Genomic DNA, 19260 nt, shown 5'->3' with positions numbered 1-19260 from the left:
ATGGCATTTATTAAAGTTACCTCACCGCACGCTCACCGCCCCGGCAATACCGGTACGGTAATGAAAACCGTCTTGCTGGCAACAGTTCCAGGTATTGCGGTTATCACGGCTTTTTTTGGCCCCGGCACGCTGTTAAATATTGTGTTAGCCAGTCTTTTTTGTCTGGTTTTTGAAGCGGCCTTTTTGAAGCTACGCAACAAAACCGTCGCGTTTTATTTACAGGACTACAGCGCGCTGTTAACAGCAGTACTACTCGCACTGACGCTGCCCCCCTATGCCCCCTGGTGGTTGGTGGCAACCGGCTGTTTTTTTGCCATTGTCGTCGCAAAGCAACTCTACGGTGGTTTAGGCTACAACCCGTTCAACCCAGCGATGGTCGGCTATATTGTGCTACTCATTTCCTTTCCTCTCGAAATGAGCCAGTGGCCAGCAGCAGTCAGCGCTTTAAGTGACGGACAATCGCTGCCAAGCATTAGCCAGACCCTGCAGCAGGTCTTTCTCGGTAACCCCATTGACGGCTATACCGCCGCGACGCCTCTCGATGTCCTTAAACAAAACAATTCCCTCGAGCTAAATGAGGTTTATAAAACTGATGCGGGTTTTATTGCTGGGTACTGGGCCGGAGCGGGTTGGGAATGGGCAAACCTGGCATTCCTTCTTGGTGGAGCTTTTCTACTTTATAAAAAAGTTTTTACCTGGCACGCACCAATCGCAATGCTGACCAGCCTTAGTGTTTTATCTGCACTTTTTTACGATGGAGGCAGCTCTGGCAGTACAGGGTCTCCTCTGTTCCATTTATTCTCCGGTGCAACAATGCTGGGTGCATTTTTTATTGTCACCGATCCTGTCACCAGTGCCGTAAGTAATAAAGGTCGGTTGATTTATGGAGCGCTAATCGGCGTATTGCTATTTGTTATTCGCGCATGGGGCAACTACCCAGATGCACTCGCCTTCTCGGTGCTGCTACTGAATTTCGCCGCACCTTTTATCGATTATTACACCAAGCCCAAGACCTACGGGCATAAAGCAGGTTAAGCCGTGTTAGGACAATCGATCAGCAAAAACAGTTTAATCCTTGCCGCTTTCGCGCTGGTAACCGCCGGTATTCTAGCGACTACGTACCAGGCAACAGCCACGCGGATAGCTGCGGCAGAAAGAAAAGCCGCTCAGGCCGCGCTATTGGAAATCGTGCCGGCGAACCGTCATAACAACGATATGCTCTCGGACACTGTCAGCCTACAGCAGCCATTGCTGACAGAGCTTGGCCTTAAAGATAGCGCCACCATTCACCTCGCCTACCAAAACGGTAACCCCGTAGCCGCGATCATCCCCTCGATGGCCCCGGATGGTTACAGCGGCGATATTAAGATGATTATCGGTGTAAATGCCGATGGTAGCGTAGCGGGTGTTCGTGTATTAACCCATAAAGAAACACCTGGCTTAGGTGATAAAGTGGACTTACGCAAGAGCGATTGGATTCTGGGTTTTGATGGTAAATCGCTCAGCAACCCCAACGCAGAGAGTTGGGCCGTGAAGAAAGACGGTGGCAATTTCGATCAGTTTACCGGCGCCACTATCACACCACGTGCGGTGGTAAAGCGCGTTAAGCAAACACTGGAGTTTTACCGGAAACACCAACAACAAATATTTAAACCAACTGAGGGCGAGTAAGCTATGGCTAGCTATCAGGAAATTACCGCAAACGGCTTGTGGAAAAACAATCCAGCACTGGTTCAGTTGTTGGGCTTATGCCCTTTACTGGCCGTCACCGGCTCCGTGGTGAATGCGCTGGGCCTGGGTATTGCCACCATGCTGGTACTGATGGGATCGAATATTTCGGTCTCATTAATTCGCCACGCCGTAAGCGATGCCGTAAAACTACCTGCTTTTGTGATGATTATCGCTGCCTTTACAACTTGCGCCGAACTACTTATGCAGGCCTTCACCTACGAGCTTTATCAAATTCTAGGTATTTTTATCCCTCTGATAGTAACCAACTGTTCCATTCTCGGGCGCGCCGACGCCTTCGCTTGCAAAAACCCGGTTCTACCTTCGGCTGTAGACGGTTTTATGATGGGCCTGGGTTTCTTACTGGTACTGGTCACCATCGGTGCCCTGCGCGAAATACTCGGTACAGGAACCCTGTTCGACAATATGCATTTACTCTTCGGTGAAGGTGCTCGCAACTGGACGCTGAATGTATTTGGCGACAACTACAAAGGTTTTCTCGTTGCCGTGCTACCACCCGGGGCATTTTTAATTGCCGGCTTGTTAATTGCCACTAAAAATATGATCGATACGTATTTGAAAAAACAGACGGAAAAAAGCAAGGTCGCCGCAAGCAAGGGCTCCAAGCGAGTGAGAACAACCGGTCAAGTTGCCTGAAGCACTTCCACTCTCGGCACCCGACACAGCGCAATTAGTACAGATCGTATTGAATTTATGATCAGTGGGTAATCTCCAGCCACTCCAACAACGGCTGCCACTGTTCTATGTCTCCAGCCACCATCCCCGGCGGCAAATCGAAGATCGTTACGCCTCGATCCATCGCTTTTACGTAATTTTGGGTATCGCGTAAAGTTGCCACCAGAGGCAACTCTATGCGCTGAAGGAATTCCAGCAGCACACGGAAATAGCGAGTTTTTACCCGCGAACGATTGGCAACCAAACCGATTTTAATTGATGATTCCATCACCCCCGAGCGATACAAGCCCATAATAAAACGCAAACAAGCTTTTATATCGGTTGGAGAGGAAAGAACGGGAATCAGTATACGGTCATCACCCTGAATAATTTCCGCTACATGGTCCAGATCCCAGGCTGCAGGCATATCGTGTACAACCAGCTCAGCCGTGCCCTCCTCTATAGGTTGATCTACCGCAGAAGCGATCAGATCAATATGGGAATAACACTCAGACCGGCTACCCAACCAGTCCGAACTGGAACGCTGGGCATCGTGATCCACTAACAGCACCCGTTTTCCGCTATTCGCGAAATAGCCTGCCAGCTGGGTGGCTATTGTCGTTTTACCACAACCACCTTTTGGATTGGCGACAAAGATCTGGGTCATAGAGGCAACCAGGGTCCATGATTATCGGAAAAGCTTTTGAGGGAAATCGCTTAACAGGCTAGTCATTATTGTTTAAACGCCCTTTTATTTATAGCAGATATACCAACAGAGGGACTCGCTGATTGTACATGCAAAGCAGTTAATCCGTTTCCCGCTGCTCTGCAACCAACAATGCCCCGATCAGCGCACGGCTTTTAAGTAAGGTTTCGTCCAACTCCTGCTGAGGATCAGAAAGGTCGACAATAGCACCACCCACCCCAATATTGGCAACACCTCTATGAATAACCACGGTTCGAATAACAATATTGAGATCTGCACAACCATTAAACGCCAGAAAACCAATACTCCCGGAATAAATTCCTCTGGCACATTTTTCCATTCCCCCTAGAAGCTCCAGAGTCCTCTTTTTGGGAGCCCCGGTCATACTACCTCCGGGGAAACACGCTTTAACACAATCGACAGACGAACTGCCCCGTTTTAGGTGACCGCGTACGGTGCTAACCAACTGGTGAACAGTGGCATAGCTTTCAACATTAAACAGTTTGTTAACCTGCACACTGCCAATATCACAGACCTGTCCGAGATCATTTCTCAGCAGGTCGACTATCATTAAATTCTCTGCGCGATCCTTTTCGTTATTAATCAGATCAGAAATTAGCGCCTCATCTTCCAGTGCTGTCACACCCCGTTTTCGCGTACCTTTAATGGGTTTGCTTTCTACCATTCGCTGTTGATCGATCGTTAAAAAGCGTTCGGGTGAAGAACACAAAATGTGAGTTTCACCGAAGGCCAGAAAACAGGAGTAGGGAGCCGGGTTTAGGGCGCGCAAGGCTGAATACACCGAGAAGGGGCTTGCGTCCGTTTGTTTAAACAGCTGGTTGGTCAAGCAAATCTCGTAACTCTCGCCTTCACGTATCGCCTCCTTCGCCCTTTCGATAACTGCAATATACTCATTTTCCGACAGCGCTCGAGAATACTTATCAATACTTGAATCAATGGCCTCCTCAGCGGCAAGCTGATGTACAGCGTCTAGCTTTTGTCCGGCGAGATTGTTCAGTACCAATTCCATCTGCTCCAGCCAAGCTTTCCCGCGAGCCTGTTGGCTGCGGAACTCCAAGCAAACCAGATAGATGACATCTTCGTCGTGATCAAAGACCAGTACTCGGTCTGCGAGCAGCCACTGGGCGTCAGGCACTGAACTGCTGAACTCGTTGCGATAACCACATTCAGCTTTCAACTCATAACCAAAGTAACCGACATAGCCCAAATTAAAATCAAAGGGCAAGTTGTCAGTAAAGGTTTCGTAGCGCGAGAGTTGTCGCTGTAAATAGCTAAAAACGCTATCCCTTAATTCTGTGGATTCCCCTCCTCGCGTCACGGTCAGACTTTGATCCAGCGCTCGATAGCTGATAAATTCAGAGAGAGGCCCGTTGCCATCACCCATAAATGAAAAACGTGTCTCTTCCGTCTGCAGAGACGAATCCAACCAAAAAGCAGGTCTCGACTCCTGAAATAATTCGCGAAAGGCCAGCTCTGAATTCAGCGTGAACGGCAGCCGCCGATAAAAAATCGTCGGATTTTCCGCTGTCGCCGGGAACGCTGGGCTTTCGTTTACAGGTTCTGTTTTTAACGATTGTTCCAGAATAACGCCCGAATTCAGGCCGGGGTGATACTTGTGGTAATCAACCGTCAAATCCCTGAAGTTTTTTAGAATCTGAAAACCGTATTCAGAGCAAATAGATTCCGGGTGAAACTGCACACCCCACATTGGCCGTGATTTGTGGCGTACCGCCATAACGATGTTGTTTGTTGAAAATGCCGTAACCTCCAGTGCATTAGACACTTCACTGGCCACCAAGGAATGATAACGCACAGCATTAAACGGAGAGGGTATATGTTGAAATAGCTCGCCTTTGGAATGGTGAATCACACTAACCCGGCCGTGCATAACCTTATCAGCGTAGTCAACTTTGCCGCCAGTGTAATGGCACAAGCCCTGATGCCCGAGACAAACACCCAGAACAGGAATTTGAGACTGCATAAGAACTTCTCGACAAACACCAAAATCCGATTCTTTCTCGGGCCTTCCTGGCCCTGGACTGATAACGATATTATCGTAGCCCCGCTTTTTAATCTCCTCCCAGCTAATAGCATTGTTGCTCACCACCTCTGGCGGAACTCGATTTACCTCGGCAATCAGCTGGTAAAGGTTATAGGTAAAGGAATCGAAATTATCGATAAGTAGCGTTTTCAAAAGCGAACCACCGGGCTAAAACCTGCCAGTTAATTACTTGCTTGTCAGCAATTCGATTTTGTAGCCATCCGGGTCTTCGACAAATGCCAGCACGGTTGTTCCGTGCATCATTGGTCCGGCTTCGCGTACAACCTTGCCGCCAGCCGCTTTTATCTTGTCACAAGCTTTATAGACATCCTCAACGCCAATAGCCAAGTGCCCAAAGCCGGTTCCCACGTCATAGGAAGGTGTATCCCAGTTGTGGGTCAGCTCCAGCACTGTTGAATCGGACTCATCGCCATAACCCACAAATGCGAGCGTAAAGCGACCATCTGGAAATTCATTTTTCCGCAGTAACGTCATGCCCAATACGTCCGTATAAAAGGCAAGGGATTTGTCCAGATCACCGACTCGTAACATGGTGTGTAAAAATTGCATAGGGAGGATCTCCTAAAACAGGGAGTTAATATGAAAGGCAGCGAAGGATACCCTCTGTGTTCGGGGTTTGGCAATCAAATTGCCGGATCCACTCTCATCCACGAAGCGACAAAGCCGGAAAGGTAGTCTATGCGCTTCTGAAAGCGAGAAGAAGGGACTCCTCGCAGCTCTACCCAGTAGTAGCGATCTGACATAATTTGAAAGAACTCGTCTAAGCGACCAGAAACGAGGGCCGGTTGTAGGCGTTCGCGCGTTGCGCCGGTGAACTCGCGCTTGAACTTCAGATCCAAAATCACGTCCTTTATTACTTGTGGTATATCCTGCCAGGGAGTCAGGCCATATTTTTCGACGATATCTTCCTTATGACAGATATTGATGATATCGCCTTCGAATTCAGACATGAGTAAATTAAATAACCCGTACTGCGATTCTGCAGATATCTCGATTCGATTGAAGCCAAAGTCCTTTAAAAATCTTCTCGCTTTTACTCCCGATAAATGTCTGCAGCCACTAAGCTTTCTAGCATCCTGCGCTTTCACTCCCACCTCCATCAAGTCATCAAATATCTCCGTCTCAGAACGTTCTTTTAAATCATAACCACGACCAATAGTTACACCCGACTCTGCGGTCGGCACCCGGGGCTTACGACTGAAATTACGCCCACGCTCTTCCGACCCTTCACAGTCAAATGTTAACTGGCCACAACCAACGGAGAAATACACACTTTCGTCGTGAGGAAGAGCAAGTGTTTCAGAAGAGTTATAAATGGACGAATCGGCAGTATCATCACGTTCAAAACGTAGGGCTGAAAATTCAATTTTAGCCTGGGGAATAATCAAATCAGCGCCTGCCCGTAAATCTTCAGGATGCGTTCGATACAGGGTGTTCGCAGAAAGGAGCCGCCCCAAAGTTAATCGATAACGCTTGGCAATTTGTGAAAGCGTTTCTCCTGTAGAAACCGTATGTTTTACATCACCGTCTGCCATGTAAAAACCCCTGTGGAAAGCCAACAAACACCCTGACACATAATATTAAGGTGAATCTTTACAGGAAAATTACAGTCGACAAAAAAATAATAGCTTTTCCAAAACAAAAATATCTATCTAAGAAATAAAAAATCCGTCCTTTTACTGCTTTCCTCGTATTCACATAATAGTAACAATGCTATGGCTCACCCCAGCTAGAAATAGACTCGCACAGATTTTCAAGCCACTTACTACGCTGAGCATCGGTCATTATTTACGCTAAATGATGGCATTCCTGTGACGTTGGGCCCTGCCCGATCACAACTTGACACAGGAATCTGTCTGAAAGAGATTACCCACTGCCTGAATTGGTATTCCATTGTCTAGAAAAGCATTAATTCGTAGTGACAGCGTACCGGGTAAAGATTAATGCCCATACGTCTTACAGAAGAGGCTGGCGTCCCAGGTTGAACAACCACCGCATCAACTCTCTAATGCCAACCAACATCTCGAGTAATGGGTTTCGATCAGGTAAGGAACGCAAGCGCCCACAACCCCTAGCCGTTAAAATACGTCCCTACTTCTATCAACGCGTTAAGCTAGTTTCTGGCATTGTCCATAAAAACTCTGTCGATAATATTTCACCTTGAATACAGTTCACAGTCTCTAGCAGGTTGTTGAAACAACGTAAGTGAGGCTGTCAGCGCAAAACAAAAACGGGTGAAAAAGCGGGGGGCTATGCTGAATCAATAAGCCTTTTGAACCCATTTTTAACACCTCGCTGTCAACGCAAATAGCTTTTCGACAGCCTACTTACCAGGACTGGCTCGATAACTTAATTCCCACAATATTGTTTCAGAAACTCGTGATGGGCAGGCATCTTTGCAATACCCTGAGTAACGCTCGTTTTAAGCGAACTTAGCGCGGAACCCAGCTGCTGGTCGCTCATCAGGCGCCCTATCAAATGGTAATTATCCATATGCAAGCCCTGCCCCATCATGACCTGCAACCACGAATCAATCTGAAACACATCACCTTCTGCCTGACTTACAATGCCACTTTCTTTGAACAACTCGAGGCGATCCGAGAGCGACTGAGGTATATCCAAGTTTTTACAGAACTTCCAAAACGCAGTGTCTTCTCTTTGTGTAACTTTGTAGTGCAAAATTATAAAGTCACGAATTCGCTCAAGCTCCAGACTTGTTCCATCATTAAATTGCTTGATGAGTGAATCTGCAACGCCATTGAAGGGGAATAGCTGCATTAGTCGAGTAATACCAATCATGATCAGGTGTATACTCGTAGACTCTAGCGGTTCCAAAAAGCCGCTAGACAACCCTAGAGCAACGCAGTTTTTATTCCACGCTTTTTTGCGGCGGCCAGTGGTATATTTAACTTTAAACGGTTCTGTTGAGACTTTTCCGTCTAAGCTCAAAAGCAGCTGTTCCAGCGCTTCATCATCCGACATATACTCGCTGCAATACACAAGTCCGTTACCCATACGCTTTTGCAGAGGAATCTGCCAGCGCCATCCCGCATCATGCGCTACCGCTCGAGTGTAGGGGGGGATTGGGCCACACATTTCGGACTGAACGGCAAGCGCACGGTCTGTTGGCAACCAGTGCGACCAGTCCTCGTATCCGGTTTTTAATGTCTGCTCAATAAGGACGCCTCTGAACCCAGTGCAATCGATAAAAAAATCGCCGTCTACATTAGCGCCTGAGTCTAGTGCAAGAGAGGTAATAAACCCCGAATCCGGATTTTGATTGACCGAAACAATTTTTCCCTCAAGCCGTGTAACGCCACGTTTTTCTGTTATGGTCCTGAGAAATTTTGCATACAATGAAGCGTCCAGATGGTAAGCGTAGTTGAGCCCGCCTTCTGGTGACAAGGCAAACTTGCCTGCTAGCGCCGCTTGGAGTTCGGGACAATAATCACCTAAATCACCCGCTAAACCTCTGGCCTTAGCATCCATCCAAAGATGATGAAAATCTGCCATCCACACGCTCTTACCAACTTTTCCAAACGAGTGAATGTATTTTCCCCCCACTTTCCCCCAATTTTCAAATGAAATACCAAGCTTGAAAGTAGACTGCGTAGCCTTCATGAATTCCTGTTCATCGACTCCAGCTAATCGATGAAAGCTCCGCATGGTAGGAATGCTTGCTTCACCCACACCCACGGTACCAATGTCATCAGACTCAACGAGAGTGATATCCAACAATGAGCCAAGTTGGTTTGAGAGCGCGGCCGCAACTACCCATCCAGCAGTTCCACCGCCAGCTATCACGATTTTTCTAACCCTTTGATCGTTCACTGTAACCCCCAAGTAGTTTCATATTTTATTTTGGCCTCTATCATTATCTATTTAGAGCACTAAGAATCTGCGCCCTAAGCCTTCGCGCCTTTGTTTCATCGAGCTTGGCAAGGTTTCCTCTAGCATGCTCTGGAATATGACCGGTAATGTCATCCGATTCATTAAACAAGTAGTAGTCAAAAATTGCCTTCCACGCCGTTTTTTCTGCAACAGGCCGATCCCTTAAGCTCAATATGCCATGGAGCAAAGTAGTTTGTGGTGAATCCAGATACTGTGGCGTCGTATTCCACCAGTAATTCATCATGACATTAAAGTCACTCAGCGATTCCACCTGGTGCCACCACATTGCAGGGTAGAAGAGTACGTCTCCCGGCTCAAGATCAGCAACCTCGCATGCAGCAAGGGCATCTGTAAAACGCGGGAAAATATCGAAGTCTGGGTTATTGAAGTCCACCATGCTTACAACCTGCCCACCCGGCGTAGGTTCAAGCGGGCCCGGATATAAGTTTGCAATTTGGTCCGGCGGGAAAAGCGTGAACCTGCGCTTTCCAACAAGACAACAGGCGAGATTGTTCGAGAAATCGTAATGCGCCGAAGTCAGGGTTCTGTTGCCAATCCAGATACTCAACAGATGAGGGTTTTTCTGAAACATCTCGTGATTAAGAGGAAGCTCATTATTTTTACGGAAGCCGGGCAAACACCCATCCACCGTGGTTGAACCAATAAAATACGCCGGTGACTCTTTGTTTCCCTGTGACACTTTTAACTGATTGAAAAACGGCCCTAATTCTACCCACTGAGTTTCGAAATTAATGCCAGTAAGTTCTGTATTATAAAAAAACTTTCCCTTAATTTCTGGCTGGCCGATATAAGCAAGTAATTTTTTCCGGTTATAAAATCGAGACACGTAATCCATCGACTCAGATGCACTTTTAAGTCCAGCTTGAACAACTGGCCAGTGTTGAGCAATTCCCTTAAAGATTACCGGCCTGCCCTCTTCAAGCAGTTTTTGATATGGAATATTTTCTATATCAACACCTGATACTGTTTGGGTTTTTCGCTCAACCACCTTCATATTAACTTTACCTAAAGCGCTAATTTGAGCAGATTACACTGCCGTTTTTTTTATGTTTTTCATTTGTATGAGTTTCGCCATATTCCCAAGTGAACTCAATGCAAGATAGGCTAAACCCAAGTAACCCGCTTTATTCAGGCGCTCCAACGTATTACCGTCCAAGTTGTTGAGCTTTTCTTCACAAATAGTGAAATAATCCTGAATGGTGTACTGCTCGGTGTTACTCAACTTTACTTCTATGGTCGCAGGCTCCAGAAGCCCGCACTCCTCAAATGCAGTAAACATAGAATCAGACAAAGGTAGTCCATGGTAAACACGGCGTAAAGTCTCACTCACCCGGTCCAAATATGGAGAGTTTCCGCCCTGAGATAGGAATACCGCGTCACCATCGTTCTCACTCACTCTGGGATCTTCAAGATTGATATGAATCGTAGGGTCTTTAATCAGCTGCCCGTCTACTTCTTTTTTCTGGAAGCCAATCATGAACGGCCCTCTGGCCACAATCGCCGGAATGTAGTCCGCGCTCCACCCTCCTTTTTCATCAAGAAAAAGGTTTTCATCACGATCCAGCCCTAAAATCACGACGGCTTGCATTTTATTTTCGGAATTTTTACAAAAAAGTATCGGATATTCTCGTTGCACCTCTGCAAACTCGGTAGGAAAAGTCAGCACTTGATTGACACTATCCCCATACTCTTTGCTATAGGTTGTAATAACCCGAAGGTCTTTGTGCTCCACATTGTTAAGAATTACATTATTTGACATCGGTATTTTGTACCCCGATAAAACTAGATTTTTTATACAGACTAAAAAAGAAGGCCGCTGATAACAGCGGCCTTCGGCGATAGGTAGACTACTATTAACCCAGTAACAAAATAGATCGTCCTGTCTATTTTGTTACTCCCTTCTGAAACGCCGGCGAAAATGAACCACTTTCGGGTATTTCAGAAATTCATTGCCTATCAGGCAATGGCGATGCATCTCTACAGCGCTTATTAACCCGGCAATCGATACTGTCGGGTTAATAACTATACAGCCAAGGGTTTAAAAAGTGTAGCGAGCTCCAAGCACGTAACGAGTCTGCAAATCCTGCATGTAATAGATATTACTTTCATCACGAGCATAGTTCTTAGAGTTCTCGCCAGTCAGGTTGATAGCTTCGAAGGTAACACTAAGATTGTCGGTAACAAACACACTTACATTCATATCAAGCTGTCTGTACTCGTCGACGAACACTGGGTTACGGGCAGCACCACGGTTAGACTCAGTCAAAAAATCATCACGCCAGTTGTATGCCAGTCGAGCAGACATCAGATCATTTTCGAAAATCAACGATGCGTTAGCACTGTCACTCAAACCAAGCAACGCAAACTGGTTTTCGTCTGGGTCGGAGGCAACATCAATTCCAATGTCACCATTAACGATAGTATAGTTAGCCTGAACACCGAAGCCAGAATCACCGAAGAAGTGCTGCCACGCGAATTCCATACCGTCGATATGAGCTTTACTTGTATTCACAGGTACCTGTACAGCGAAGCTGAACAGTGGGTCGGTTGAGTTTGGCTCAATATCGTATGCGGCCAGTATTTCATCAACAAATGACTGAGGCAGAGCACCAGTATCCGGGTCGACCCCCGCGTTGAAACGTGCAACAGCCTCGTCTCTAGGGAAGTTATCCAGCAATGCAGTCATAGTAAACATGTTAACGTCACTACGGGTCATCCCTAAGGCATCCAACTCATCAAGAGCAGCACCGGAGCGAGTCCCGTCTTGGCCAGAGCTTGGGTCACGCAGGCCAAACAAGCTGCGATTCTCTACACCGGTACCCACGTAGTTATCGATGGTCTTGTAATAGTAACCGACAGACGCATAGCTGCTGTCTGAGTAGTAGTGTTCGAAAGACAGATCCCAATTCTTGGACTCAAGAGGCTGAAGGCTTGGGTTACCCGAAGAGCCCGTGGCAAGACCACCCAGCGCAGTCGGACGTGGTGGAGTATCGGCATCGTCGGTTACGAACAAGTAGCCATAGTCCGGACGTCCAATAGTCCAGCTATAGGATGCACGCGCTTTGATGTCATCGCTGACGTCTAGGGAGAAGTCAATTGAGGGCAGAACGTTGTCATAAGAACCTTCCTGCCGAAGTGGTTCTACGATGTCGGCAGTAGTGATGGTGAAGTCATTATCCGACTGCCAGATAATCTCGGCAGATGGTACAAGTTGCGCACTCGAAGTGACATCAGTCGTCTCCCAGCGAACACCTGCCAATACATTGTACGTCATTCCCGCGATTTCACCATCGTGGTTAAACTGGACGTACAGCGCAGTGGAGTCTTCTTGAACGGTGTTATTCTCATTGCCATTTTCAGTCACAGCGTTACCGCGGCTAGCGTAAAAAGGTGACAACGCCGCGTACAACTCTCCGGCGTCCCCTCGGAACGCTGTCAGAGAATGGCCCGTCGCATAAGTGTCGATATCACTGAAAGCACAGCTTAGACATACTGTCTCTATCAGGTCAGCCGGTATATCACCTGGGTTTTCAATACCCCAGTTACCCAGGGTCTGCTGAGTTTGAATACGAGTTTGATTCATTTCTAACGAGCGGTAATCTACACCGAAATCAAATGTACCGAAATCGAACTCCAGACTACCGTCCAGGTTGAACTGGTCGATACTGGTTGTCTGACCGGATGCTATGGTCCTAGCAACCTGAGAACCCAGGTCGCCAACATCTAAGATACCGTTATTGTTAGTACCACCAAAGTCACCACGACCACTAGCGCCAGAGTCGTCGATAGTGATGTTCTGGATTGGGAAACCATTTCTGCGGAGGTCCAAGGAGTGAGAGGTAACAACAGGAGCACCCATACTCACCAGAATAGAGCTGGTACCGAACGCGCCAGTTGGCGTACTTTCAGCCTCAGAACTGTGAACGTCCAGTGCAAGATTGAGAGTATCAGTCACTTGCCAGCCAGCATTAAAACCAAAAGACTTAATGCTATCTTCCGTGGAGCGAGCCTGTTGCTCGAAACCAGTATCCTTCACACCGGAAATATCTTCCTGCAGGAACACAGTGGTAGCAACAGCTGGGTTGGAGTCGAACTGTACATTATCGAAAGGACGGTTGAACCAGTTAGTCTGATCACTACGCCACTCATTCAGGCCGTTTTTAGCGATGAATGCGTCAGCGGTAAGAGTAAGGCTCTCCATTGGGCGAAACTGCAAAGTTACCATGCCGTTAGTACGTTCACGCTCGGTCTCAGCCACGTGCCAACGGCTGTCGTTTGGCACTGACACCCACTGATTCTGATTGCCCGGAGCATTAGCAACATTAGTATCCGCGTCAACCATACCGCTGTTTGGGTCGAGAAACTGCTCCAGAGAGCTAATATTCCAGCCGTTCACAGTAGCGCTTGGAGTAGCGCTGTGGCGAACTTGATGGCTGGCAAACAACGAAACACCGAAAGTCTCATCGTCATCAGTCCAACTCACCAGACCAGACAATTCAGGGGTGTACTCGTCACCAGTGTACTCAACACTGGTATCGTTAACGATTTTACCGCCAACGGAAGCTTTAAACCCAGGATTATCAAGAGGCTTCAACGTTTTGACATTAATGGTCGCACCAATACCGCCGGAGGAGACGCTGGCACGCCCAGTTTTATAGACTTCCAGACCACTTACACCTTCAGATGCTAAGTTGGAAAAGTCGAAAGAACGTCCAGAACCTGCAGCAAAGTCAGAGTTCTGATCACCACCTACAGTAGCAACGTTTGCAGAGGGGATTTGACGGCCATTCAATACGACCAGGTTATTGCCACCACCGAAACCACGAACAGTAACTTCTGAACCTTCACCATTTACACGGTCTATAGACACGCCAGTGATACGTTGCAGCGACTCGGCAAGGTTTGTGTCAGGGAATTTACCAATATCCTCGGCATTAATCGCATCAACGACACCAGCTGATTCGCGTTTAATATCCATTGAAGCTTCCATACTGGCACGAATACCCGTTACGTAAACTTCCTCGATGTTGCCTTCTTGAGCCAGGGCCGGAGATGCGACGACGGACGCAGCCAGAATACCGGCAATAGCATTAGATAGATTATTTTTCTTAAACATAGAAACTCCCACTCCTCGATTAGAGTTGATTTTTATAGGCGCCTCAGCGCTGAAGCTTTGATTGTTTTAAACTTTCTTTGCTAGCGTATTTATAGTTGTACTAGGCGCAAGTCAGTTTTTATTATCTCTACCGCGAGAATCTGTGTTTATAAGGTGCTCGTTCTGGCTCCCCCGCAAACCAACATAAAGCGTATTTCTATTGTTATGATAATAAACACAAATGATTCTGAGGAGGTTCTATATTACTCTTACTGATTATGCTGTCAATATCTTACTATTCCCAGATAGCTTTGACCGAAAACAAGCACGCATCAGTTTACCCATAAATATCATTTATGGGTAACGCAGAGGATAGTTATTGCTGATGTGATTTTAATTTTGTAGGGGCTTTATGAGGAAGCGCTATTTGTTTCAACTTCGTTGAATTAAAGTCAAACATGTAAAAAACACTTTATTTTTAGTACTTTTTTAGCAAAAATACAGGGGAGGTCTAGCGAAAAAACAGCATTTTCATCTCATCGCATCATTGACATTATTCTACGGAGCGTAGCTCAGCCTGGTAGAGCACCGCCTTCGGGAGGCGGGGGCCGGAGGTTCAAATCCTCTCGCTCCGACCACATTTTTAAAACACAATTTAAAACAACCTCTTAGCTTTTTTATGCAACCGCATCAGATGTAACCGATTTCATTACGTTTTTATCAAACACTAACTCAACAAGTTTCAATGAAAATGCCAACGCCGTTCCCGGCCCCTGGCTGGTCACCAAATTTTCGTCAACAACGATTTTTTCACTGCTTGATATAGCGCCGTATTGCTGTAGTTCGTCTTGAAAGCTTGGGTAGCAAGTCGCGCGACGCCCTTTTAGAAAGCCATTTCGCCCCAGGACTACAGCCGGACTTGCACAAATGGCAGCGACGAAACGACCAGTCGAAAACTGCTCCCCGAGAAGATGTTGCAATGTGGAGCAATTTTGCAAATGCTCTGCACCAGGCATCCCGCCAGGCAGCGCGATTAGATCCCACACGGTATCGACGCAGCTCGGTATCAGAACTTCTGCTTCCAATGTAACGCCTCTGGACGCCGTAATTCTTTTTGATGTCATAACCGACGCGATGCAAACGTCTGCACCCGCCCGCCGCAGAATGTCGATAATGGTCACAGCTTCCAGCTCTTCAGTTCCGTCCGCAACAGGCACTAAAACATTAACCATGGTCCCTCTCCCCTAGTGGTGATGATGCATCATTCCCTGTTCCGAAGCCGCCAGCACTCCAGAGGCCACCAACAACAATTTAATCACCGGCAGCAGGGTAACGATGCCATAAACAATAAAGCCAATTCCAAACAATCGCCTCACCCATACATTTGAAATAGCGGTTTTAATATAATTACTCGCGAGACCTCCAGCTAGTACGGCAGGAACGGTTCCTAGGCCAAAAGCCACCATAACACCGGCTCCAGCCAAGGCTTCTCCTTGAGCTGCGGCCAACGCCAATACCGAATAAACCAACCCACATGGCAACCACCCCCAGAGCAAGCCTAGAAACAAAGCCGTTACGGTATTGGTAACGGGCATAAGACGGCGTCCCAGTGGTGATATCCAGCGCCATAACAAAGAGCCCAAACGCTCCAGACGTGTAAGCACTTTCCACCAATCGGCTAAATAGAACCCCATTGCGATCAACAGCACACCCGAGACGGCCCTTAAAACAGGGACTGGACTTAGCTGATCAACATTGGAAAAAATAAACCCAAAGATCCACCCTATAAGCCCGTAACTGAAAATGCGTCCAATGTTGTAGCTCAGAAGTATCGCGAACCGGTGAAACTTGCTTTTACCTTGATTTGCAAAAGCCAGCGCTGCGGCCAAACCGCCACACATACCCAGGCAGTGACCCGCCCCCATTAATCCAAGAACAAAAGCTGCAATAAACGTTTCTGACATGGTTATTTTTTATCGGAAGGTTGAGATAGTTTGTCGGTACCGTCTTTTTCTTTGCGCTCACTGTCAAACAAGATTCTTCGAGCTTCTGTGTCCAGATCTTCATACTGCCCGGATTTTACCGCCCAGAAAAAAATGGCAATGGCAATAATTACAAAGACTATGGCGATGGGAATTAATATAAGCAAACTTTCCATTAGATTCTCATCGCATTAAGAACAACAACCAGGGAGCTGAACGACATACCTATGGCGGCCAGATGAGGCGGCAACACCCCTGCAGCAGCGGCAGGAAGAGCCAGTCCATTATACAACAGAGCCCAGCCAAGGTTTTGGCGAATAACTCTCTGTACCCGCGCCGACAAGCTGATGGCCAAAGGAATGACGGCCAGATTACCGCTTAACAACACACTGTCGGCATTGGATTGCGCAAGACGGGTTGCGGAGCCCATGGCAATGGAAACATCTGCCGAACTCAATACGGGAACATCGTTAATACCGTCTCCCACCATAAGTACGGATTTCCCGTTTGCCTGTTGCTTGCGCACCCATCCGAGCTTGCCATCGGGCCTGGCCTCAGCAACAGGGCTCTCTATTCCCAGCTGCACAGCTATCGATGCTACCGGTTGCGGCCGATCACCGCTAAGCAACGCAACATCTTTATTAAGTCGGTGTAGCTCAGAAACAGCGACTTTGGCCGATGGGCGAATATCATCGGTCAAACAAACCCAAAGCAAGGGTTCAAACTGGCCCTGCTTTTTAAGGGAAAGTAATTGCCACATACCCTCTACCTCGGGGATATCCAGATCGGGCGTAGATGGCGATGCAAAAGCCGGTCGTCCAAAGCGATAAAACGCGTCACCAACACACCCGGATACGCCCTCGCCTTCAACAACATCAACCTGCTCTGCAGCTACTGATGCCCGGTAGCCCGCAAACGCCAAGGCAATGGGATGACGAGAATGAGCTTCCAAAGCCGCAATTATCTCAATCAAGGCTTCATTTTGGCTGTTGTCAGAATCGAGCGGCAGCAACTGGGATACGGTAATCCGCCCTTCCGTTAAAGTGCCCGTTTTATCAAACACAACCAAATCAACTTCAGCCAGAGATTCAATTGTTTGTGGGCCACTAATTAACAGCCCCATTTTCCGCGCACGGTTTATGCCTGCCGTAAGCGCTGCCGGTGTCGCCAAAGAAAGCGCACAGGGGCAGGTTACAACCAAAACCGATAACACGACCCAAAAAGCCTTACTTGAATCTATATACCACCACACGCCGCCAACAATGAGGGCCAACAGAAGAACCGCGCCGACAAAGCGTCCGGCAATTTTATCGACCAACGCAATTTGTCGTGGCTTCACCATACTGGCCTGATCCACCAGTCGCTCTATCGCCGCCAACTGAGTACTTTGCCCCGTACGGGTGACGTCAAGCTCAAGTGCACTACCGCCATTGAGGGTTCCCGCAGACAACTCATCACCCTCGACTTTCTTTTGCGGCACAGATTCACCGGTCAACAACGATTCATCAATCCTGGCGCTGGCGGACATCAATTGGCCATCCACAGGAATAACGTCTCCCGCCTCAACCCATAACCGGTCACCGGGTAGTACTGCGGCCAACGGAATAGAAAGCAGCTTGCCGTTTTCCATTCGACATGCCGTTAGTGGCAACAAATGCTGCAGGCTTTCACTGGCGAAAGCGCTGCTGTGACGCGCACGCATTTCCAGGTAGCGCCCCAGCAGCAGAAAAAAAGTGAACATGGAAACAGAATCAAAGTAGACCTCACCGGTACGAGTAAGCGTTGCCCAGACGCTAGCCGCGTACGCAAAGGCAATCGCCAGGGAAACCGGTACATCCATATTAAGATGTGAGGCTTTTAGCGATCGCAGTGCATTGCTAAAAAAAGGCTGAGCAGAAAAGAAAACAACGGGTGTGGCCATCACCAAGCTCACCCAACGCAAAAACGATTGCCAATGACTTTCTATCCCTTGCATACCTCCGGCATAGAGCGCAACGGCCACCATGCCGACTTGCATCATACCGATACCGGCCACACCCAAACGCATAAGCGCCTGCTGGGATTCCTTACGGCGTAATTTTTGTTTGTTTTCCTGGCGATCTGGTTGTGGGTGATAGCCTATTTTTTGAAATTCGTTGAGCAATTGGCTTAGCGGCGTTTTGCCTTCATCCCAGCGTAATAAGCAGGTTCGGTTGGTCGCATTTACGCGAACACTATCAACCGCATCTGCCTTTTCCAGGTGGTGCTCGATCAGCCAAGCGCAGGCGGCACAACTGATACCTTGCACACTCAAACGAGCGGTCCTAAAACCATTTTCACTACGGCTGACAAATTCGTTCTGAACCTCAGGCAAATCGTAGCCAGAAAAATCCTGTTGCTTTTCGACGGCCTTTTCGCCCAATTGATCGCGATATTGATAGTAATTGTCCAAGCCGCCCTCATGGATGGCTTGCGCCACCAACATACAGCCGTGACAACAGAATATTTTGGGTTCGCCATTTATCGTACAGGCAATGCTTGGGTCCGCAGGCAAACCACAATGAAAGCAGGCAGACATAAGCTTACTGTAACTGTAGACGGGGCGACTGGTTGAAGTCGATCTCTCCACTCAGCCGCCAGAGAAGCTTATTGCCCTCACTGGAAAAGCCCTCAACACGCACATACCATCGCCCCTCGGGTACGGACAACAAATCAGCGTAATAACCTCGAATCGATTTACGCTTCAAAACGTAGGCTTGATCAAAGTCTGCCTCAGCCGGGTGTGACAACCTCAACTCAAGCTTGTCACTAGAATCCAGCGGCTCCGTTAGTGTCAAATCAAGATAACCCTCTTCGGCAAACAGCGTTAAAACGCCACTGATACCCTTTTCCTCAGCATAAGACTCGGCAGCAAAACGCTTATTAACCATTTTGCCTTCTTTATAATAATCATCGCTGACGACATCATCCCCACCTCTAACGGCTACTGTCACCAAGACGGCGCAGACCACAAATACGAGCAGTAAAGGCGCCGCCACCATCCAAGCCCAAGGCTCTTGATACCAGTGTTTTGTAACGTGTGTTGTATTCAAATGTTTAT

At 47.8% G+C, this 19260-nt stretch carries 16 protein-coding genes and 1 tRNA gene; 4 read left to right on the top strand and 13 right to left on the bottom strand.

From position 1 onward, the window contains the following. From rsxD to H5715_RS02150, 3 genes are read left to right on the top strand one after another with little or no spacing between them, the layout of a single operon-like run. On the top strand, window positions 1-1035 hold the full coding sequence (gene rsxD, locus H5715_RS02160; protein ID WP_075185787.1) for an electron transport complex subunit RsxD: 1035 nt from the start codon (window positions 1-3) through the stop codon (window positions 1033-1035). A 3-nt stretch (window positions 1036-1038) separates the two neighbouring features. Further along, complete coding sequence (gene rsxG, locus H5715_RS02155) at window positions 1039-1671, top strand: electron transport complex subunit RsxG (RefSeq protein WP_075185788.1); 633 nt, start codon at window positions 1039-1041, stop codon at window positions 1669-1671. A gap of 3 nt (window positions 1672-1674) precedes the next feature. Next, window positions 1675-2385 carry an electron transport complex subunit E gene (locus tag H5715_RS02150; protein WP_075185789.1) on the top strand — a complete coding sequence of 237 codons (711 nt, stop codon included), beginning with the start codon at window positions 1675-1677 and terminating at the stop codon, window positions 2383-2385. A gap of 61 nt (window positions 2386-2446) precedes the next feature. On the opposite strand, the gene H5715_RS02145 is transcribed toward H5715_RS02150, so the two are convergent. The 8 genes from H5715_RS02145 to H5715_RS02110 all read right to left on the bottom strand — a co-directional run bounded on the left by H5715_RS02145 (window position 2447) and on the right by H5715_RS02110 (window position 14220). Next, window positions 2447-3070 (bottom strand): ParA family protein, encoded by a 624-nt coding sequence (locus H5715_RS02145; protein WP_075185790.1) that lies wholly within the window; start codon window positions 3068-3070, stop codon window positions 2447-2449. Between the two features lie 139 nt (window positions 3071-3209). Then, on the bottom strand, window positions 3210-5324 hold the full coding sequence (gene pabB / locus H5715_RS02140) for an aminodeoxychorismate synthase component I (protein WP_185906582.1): 2115 nt from the start codon (window positions 5322-5324) through the stop codon (window positions 3210-3212). A 33-nt stretch (window positions 5325-5357) separates the two neighbouring features. Beyond that, a complete protein-coding gene (gloA, locus tag H5715_RS02135) occupies window positions 5358-5741 on the bottom strand; it encodes a lactoylglutathione lyase (RefSeq protein ID WP_075185791.1) in 384 nt (127 codons plus the stop codon). A gap of 74 nt (window positions 5742-5815) precedes the next feature. Next, entirely contained in the window at window positions 5816-6727 is a 912-nt protein-coding gene (locus H5715_RS02130; protein WP_075185792.1) for a LysM peptidoglycan-binding domain-containing protein, read from the bottom strand. An 814-nt stretch (window positions 6728-7541) separates the two neighbouring features. After that, on the bottom strand, window positions 7542-9023 hold the full coding sequence (locus tag H5715_RS02125; protein ID WP_075185793.1) for a tryptophan halogenase family protein: 1482 nt from the start codon (window positions 9021-9023) through the stop codon (window positions 7542-7544). 43 nt (window positions 9024-9066) lie between these two features. Further along, on the bottom strand, window positions 9067-10098 hold the full coding sequence (locus tag H5715_RS02120) for a cupin-like domain-containing protein (protein WP_075185794.1): 1032 nt from the start codon (window positions 10096-10098) through the stop codon (window positions 9067-9069). A gap of 33 nt (window positions 10099-10131) precedes the next feature. Then, complete coding sequence (locus tag H5715_RS02115; protein WP_075185795.1) at window positions 10132-10863, bottom strand: SapC family protein; 732 nt, start codon at window positions 10861-10863, stop codon at window positions 10132-10134. Window positions 10864-11142: 279 nt separating this feature from the next. Continuing rightward, window positions 11143-14220 (bottom strand): TonB-dependent receptor, encoded by a 3078-nt coding sequence (locus H5715_RS02110; protein ID WP_075185796.1) that lies wholly within the window; start codon window positions 14218-14220, stop codon window positions 11143-11145. A 540-nt stretch (window positions 14221-14760) separates the two neighbouring features. Here H5715_RS02110 and H5715_RS02105 point away from each other — a divergent pair. After that, a tRNA-Pro gene (locus H5715_RS02105) sits at window positions 14761-14837 on the top strand. Between the two features lie 39 nt (window positions 14838-14876). Here the strand turns inward: H5715_RS02105 and H5715_RS02100 are convergent. The 5 genes from H5715_RS02100 to H5715_RS02080 are packed head-to-tail and all read right to left on the bottom strand — an operon-like array spanning window position 14877 to window position 19252. Next, window positions 14877-15431: a DJ-1 family glyoxalase III gene (locus tag H5715_RS02100; RefSeq protein WP_075185797.1), complete on the bottom strand. Its 555-nt coding sequence runs from the start codon at window positions 15429-15431 to the stop codon at window positions 14877-14879. A 12-nt stretch (window positions 15432-15443) separates the two neighbouring features. Then, a complete protein-coding gene (locus tag H5715_RS02095; protein WP_075185798.1) occupies window positions 15444-16163 on the bottom strand; it encodes a sulfite exporter TauE/SafE family protein in 720 nt (239 codons plus the stop codon). Window positions 16164-16165: 2 nt separating this feature from the next. Then, window positions 16166-16357 carry a cbb3-type cytochrome oxidase assembly protein CcoS gene (gene ccoS, locus H5715_RS02090; protein ID WP_075185799.1) on the bottom strand — a complete coding sequence of 64 codons (192 nt, stop codon included), beginning with the start codon at window positions 16355-16357 and terminating at the stop codon, window positions 16166-16168. Next, window positions 16357-18738: a heavy metal translocating P-type ATPase gene (locus tag H5715_RS02085; RefSeq protein ID WP_075185800.1), complete on the bottom strand. Its 2382-nt coding sequence runs from the start codon at window positions 18736-18738 to the stop codon at window positions 16357-16359. The genes ccoS and H5715_RS02085 overlap by 1 nt, the downstream gene beginning before the upstream one ends. 4 nt (window positions 18739-18742) lie before the next feature. Further along, the gene (locus H5715_RS02080) at window positions 18743-19252 is read right to left on the bottom strand and encodes a FixH family protein (protein ID WP_246434659.1); all 510 of its coding nucleotides are present in this window, start codon (window positions 19250-19252) and stop codon (window positions 18743-18745) included. Window positions 19253-19260: the final 8 nt, after the last annotated feature.

This window comes from Teredinibacter haidensis, assembly GCF_014211975.1.
GTDB lineage: Bacteria > Pseudomonadota > Gammaproteobacteria > Pseudomonadales > Cellvibrionaceae > Teredinibacter > Teredinibacter haidensis.
The sequence above is the reverse complement of the archived record's forward strand: the minus strand, read 5'-3'. Positions and strand labels throughout refer to the sequence as shown.

Bases quoted from the DNA above. Each gene is read 5' to 3' on its own strand.
- rsxD (WP_075185787.1), top strand. From the start codon at position 1: ATGGCATTTATTAAAGTTACCTCACCGCACGCTCACCGCCCCGGCAAT.
- H5715_RS02150 (WP_075185789.1), top strand. From the start codon at position 1,675: ATGGCTAGCTATCAGGAAATTACCGCAAACGGCTTGTGGAAAAACAAT.
- H5715_RS02145 (WP_075185790.1), bottom strand. From the start codon at position 3,070: ATGACCCAGATCTTTGTCGCCAATCCAAAAGGTGGTTGTGGTAAAACG.
- gloA (WP_075185791.1), bottom strand. From the start codon at position 5,741: ATGCAATTTTTACACACCATGTTACGAGTCGGTGATCTGGACAAATCC.
- H5715_RS02130 (WP_075185792.1), bottom strand. From the start codon at position 6,727: ATGGCAGACGGTGATGTAAAACATACGGTTTCTACAGGAGAAACGCTT.
- H5715_RS02120 (WP_075185794.1), bottom strand. From the start codon at position 10,098: ATGAAGGTGGTTGAGCGAAAAACCCAAACAGTATCAGGTGTTGATATA.
- H5715_RS02115 (WP_075185795.1), bottom strand. From the start codon at position 10,863: ATGTCAAATAATGTAATTCTTAACAATGTGGAGCACAAAGACCTTCGG.
- H5715_RS02110 (WP_075185796.1), bottom strand. From the start codon at position 14,220: ATGTTTAAGAAAAATAATCTATCTAATGCTATTGCCGGTATTCTGGCT.
- H5715_RS02100 (WP_075185797.1), bottom strand. From the start codon at position 15,431: ATGGTTAATGTTTTAGTGCCTGTTGCGGACGGAACTGAAGAGCTGGAA.
- H5715_RS02095 (WP_075185798.1), bottom strand. From the start codon at position 16,163: ATGTCAGAAACGTTTATTGCAGCTTTTGTTCTTGGATTAATGGGGGCG.
- ccoS (WP_075185799.1), bottom strand. From the start codon at position 16,357: ATGGAAAGTTTGCTTATATTAATTCCCATCGCCATAGTCTTTGTAATT.
- H5715_RS02085 (WP_075185800.1), bottom strand. From the start codon at position 18,738: ATGTCTGCCTGCTTTCATTGTGGTTTGCCTGCGGACCCAAGCATTGCC.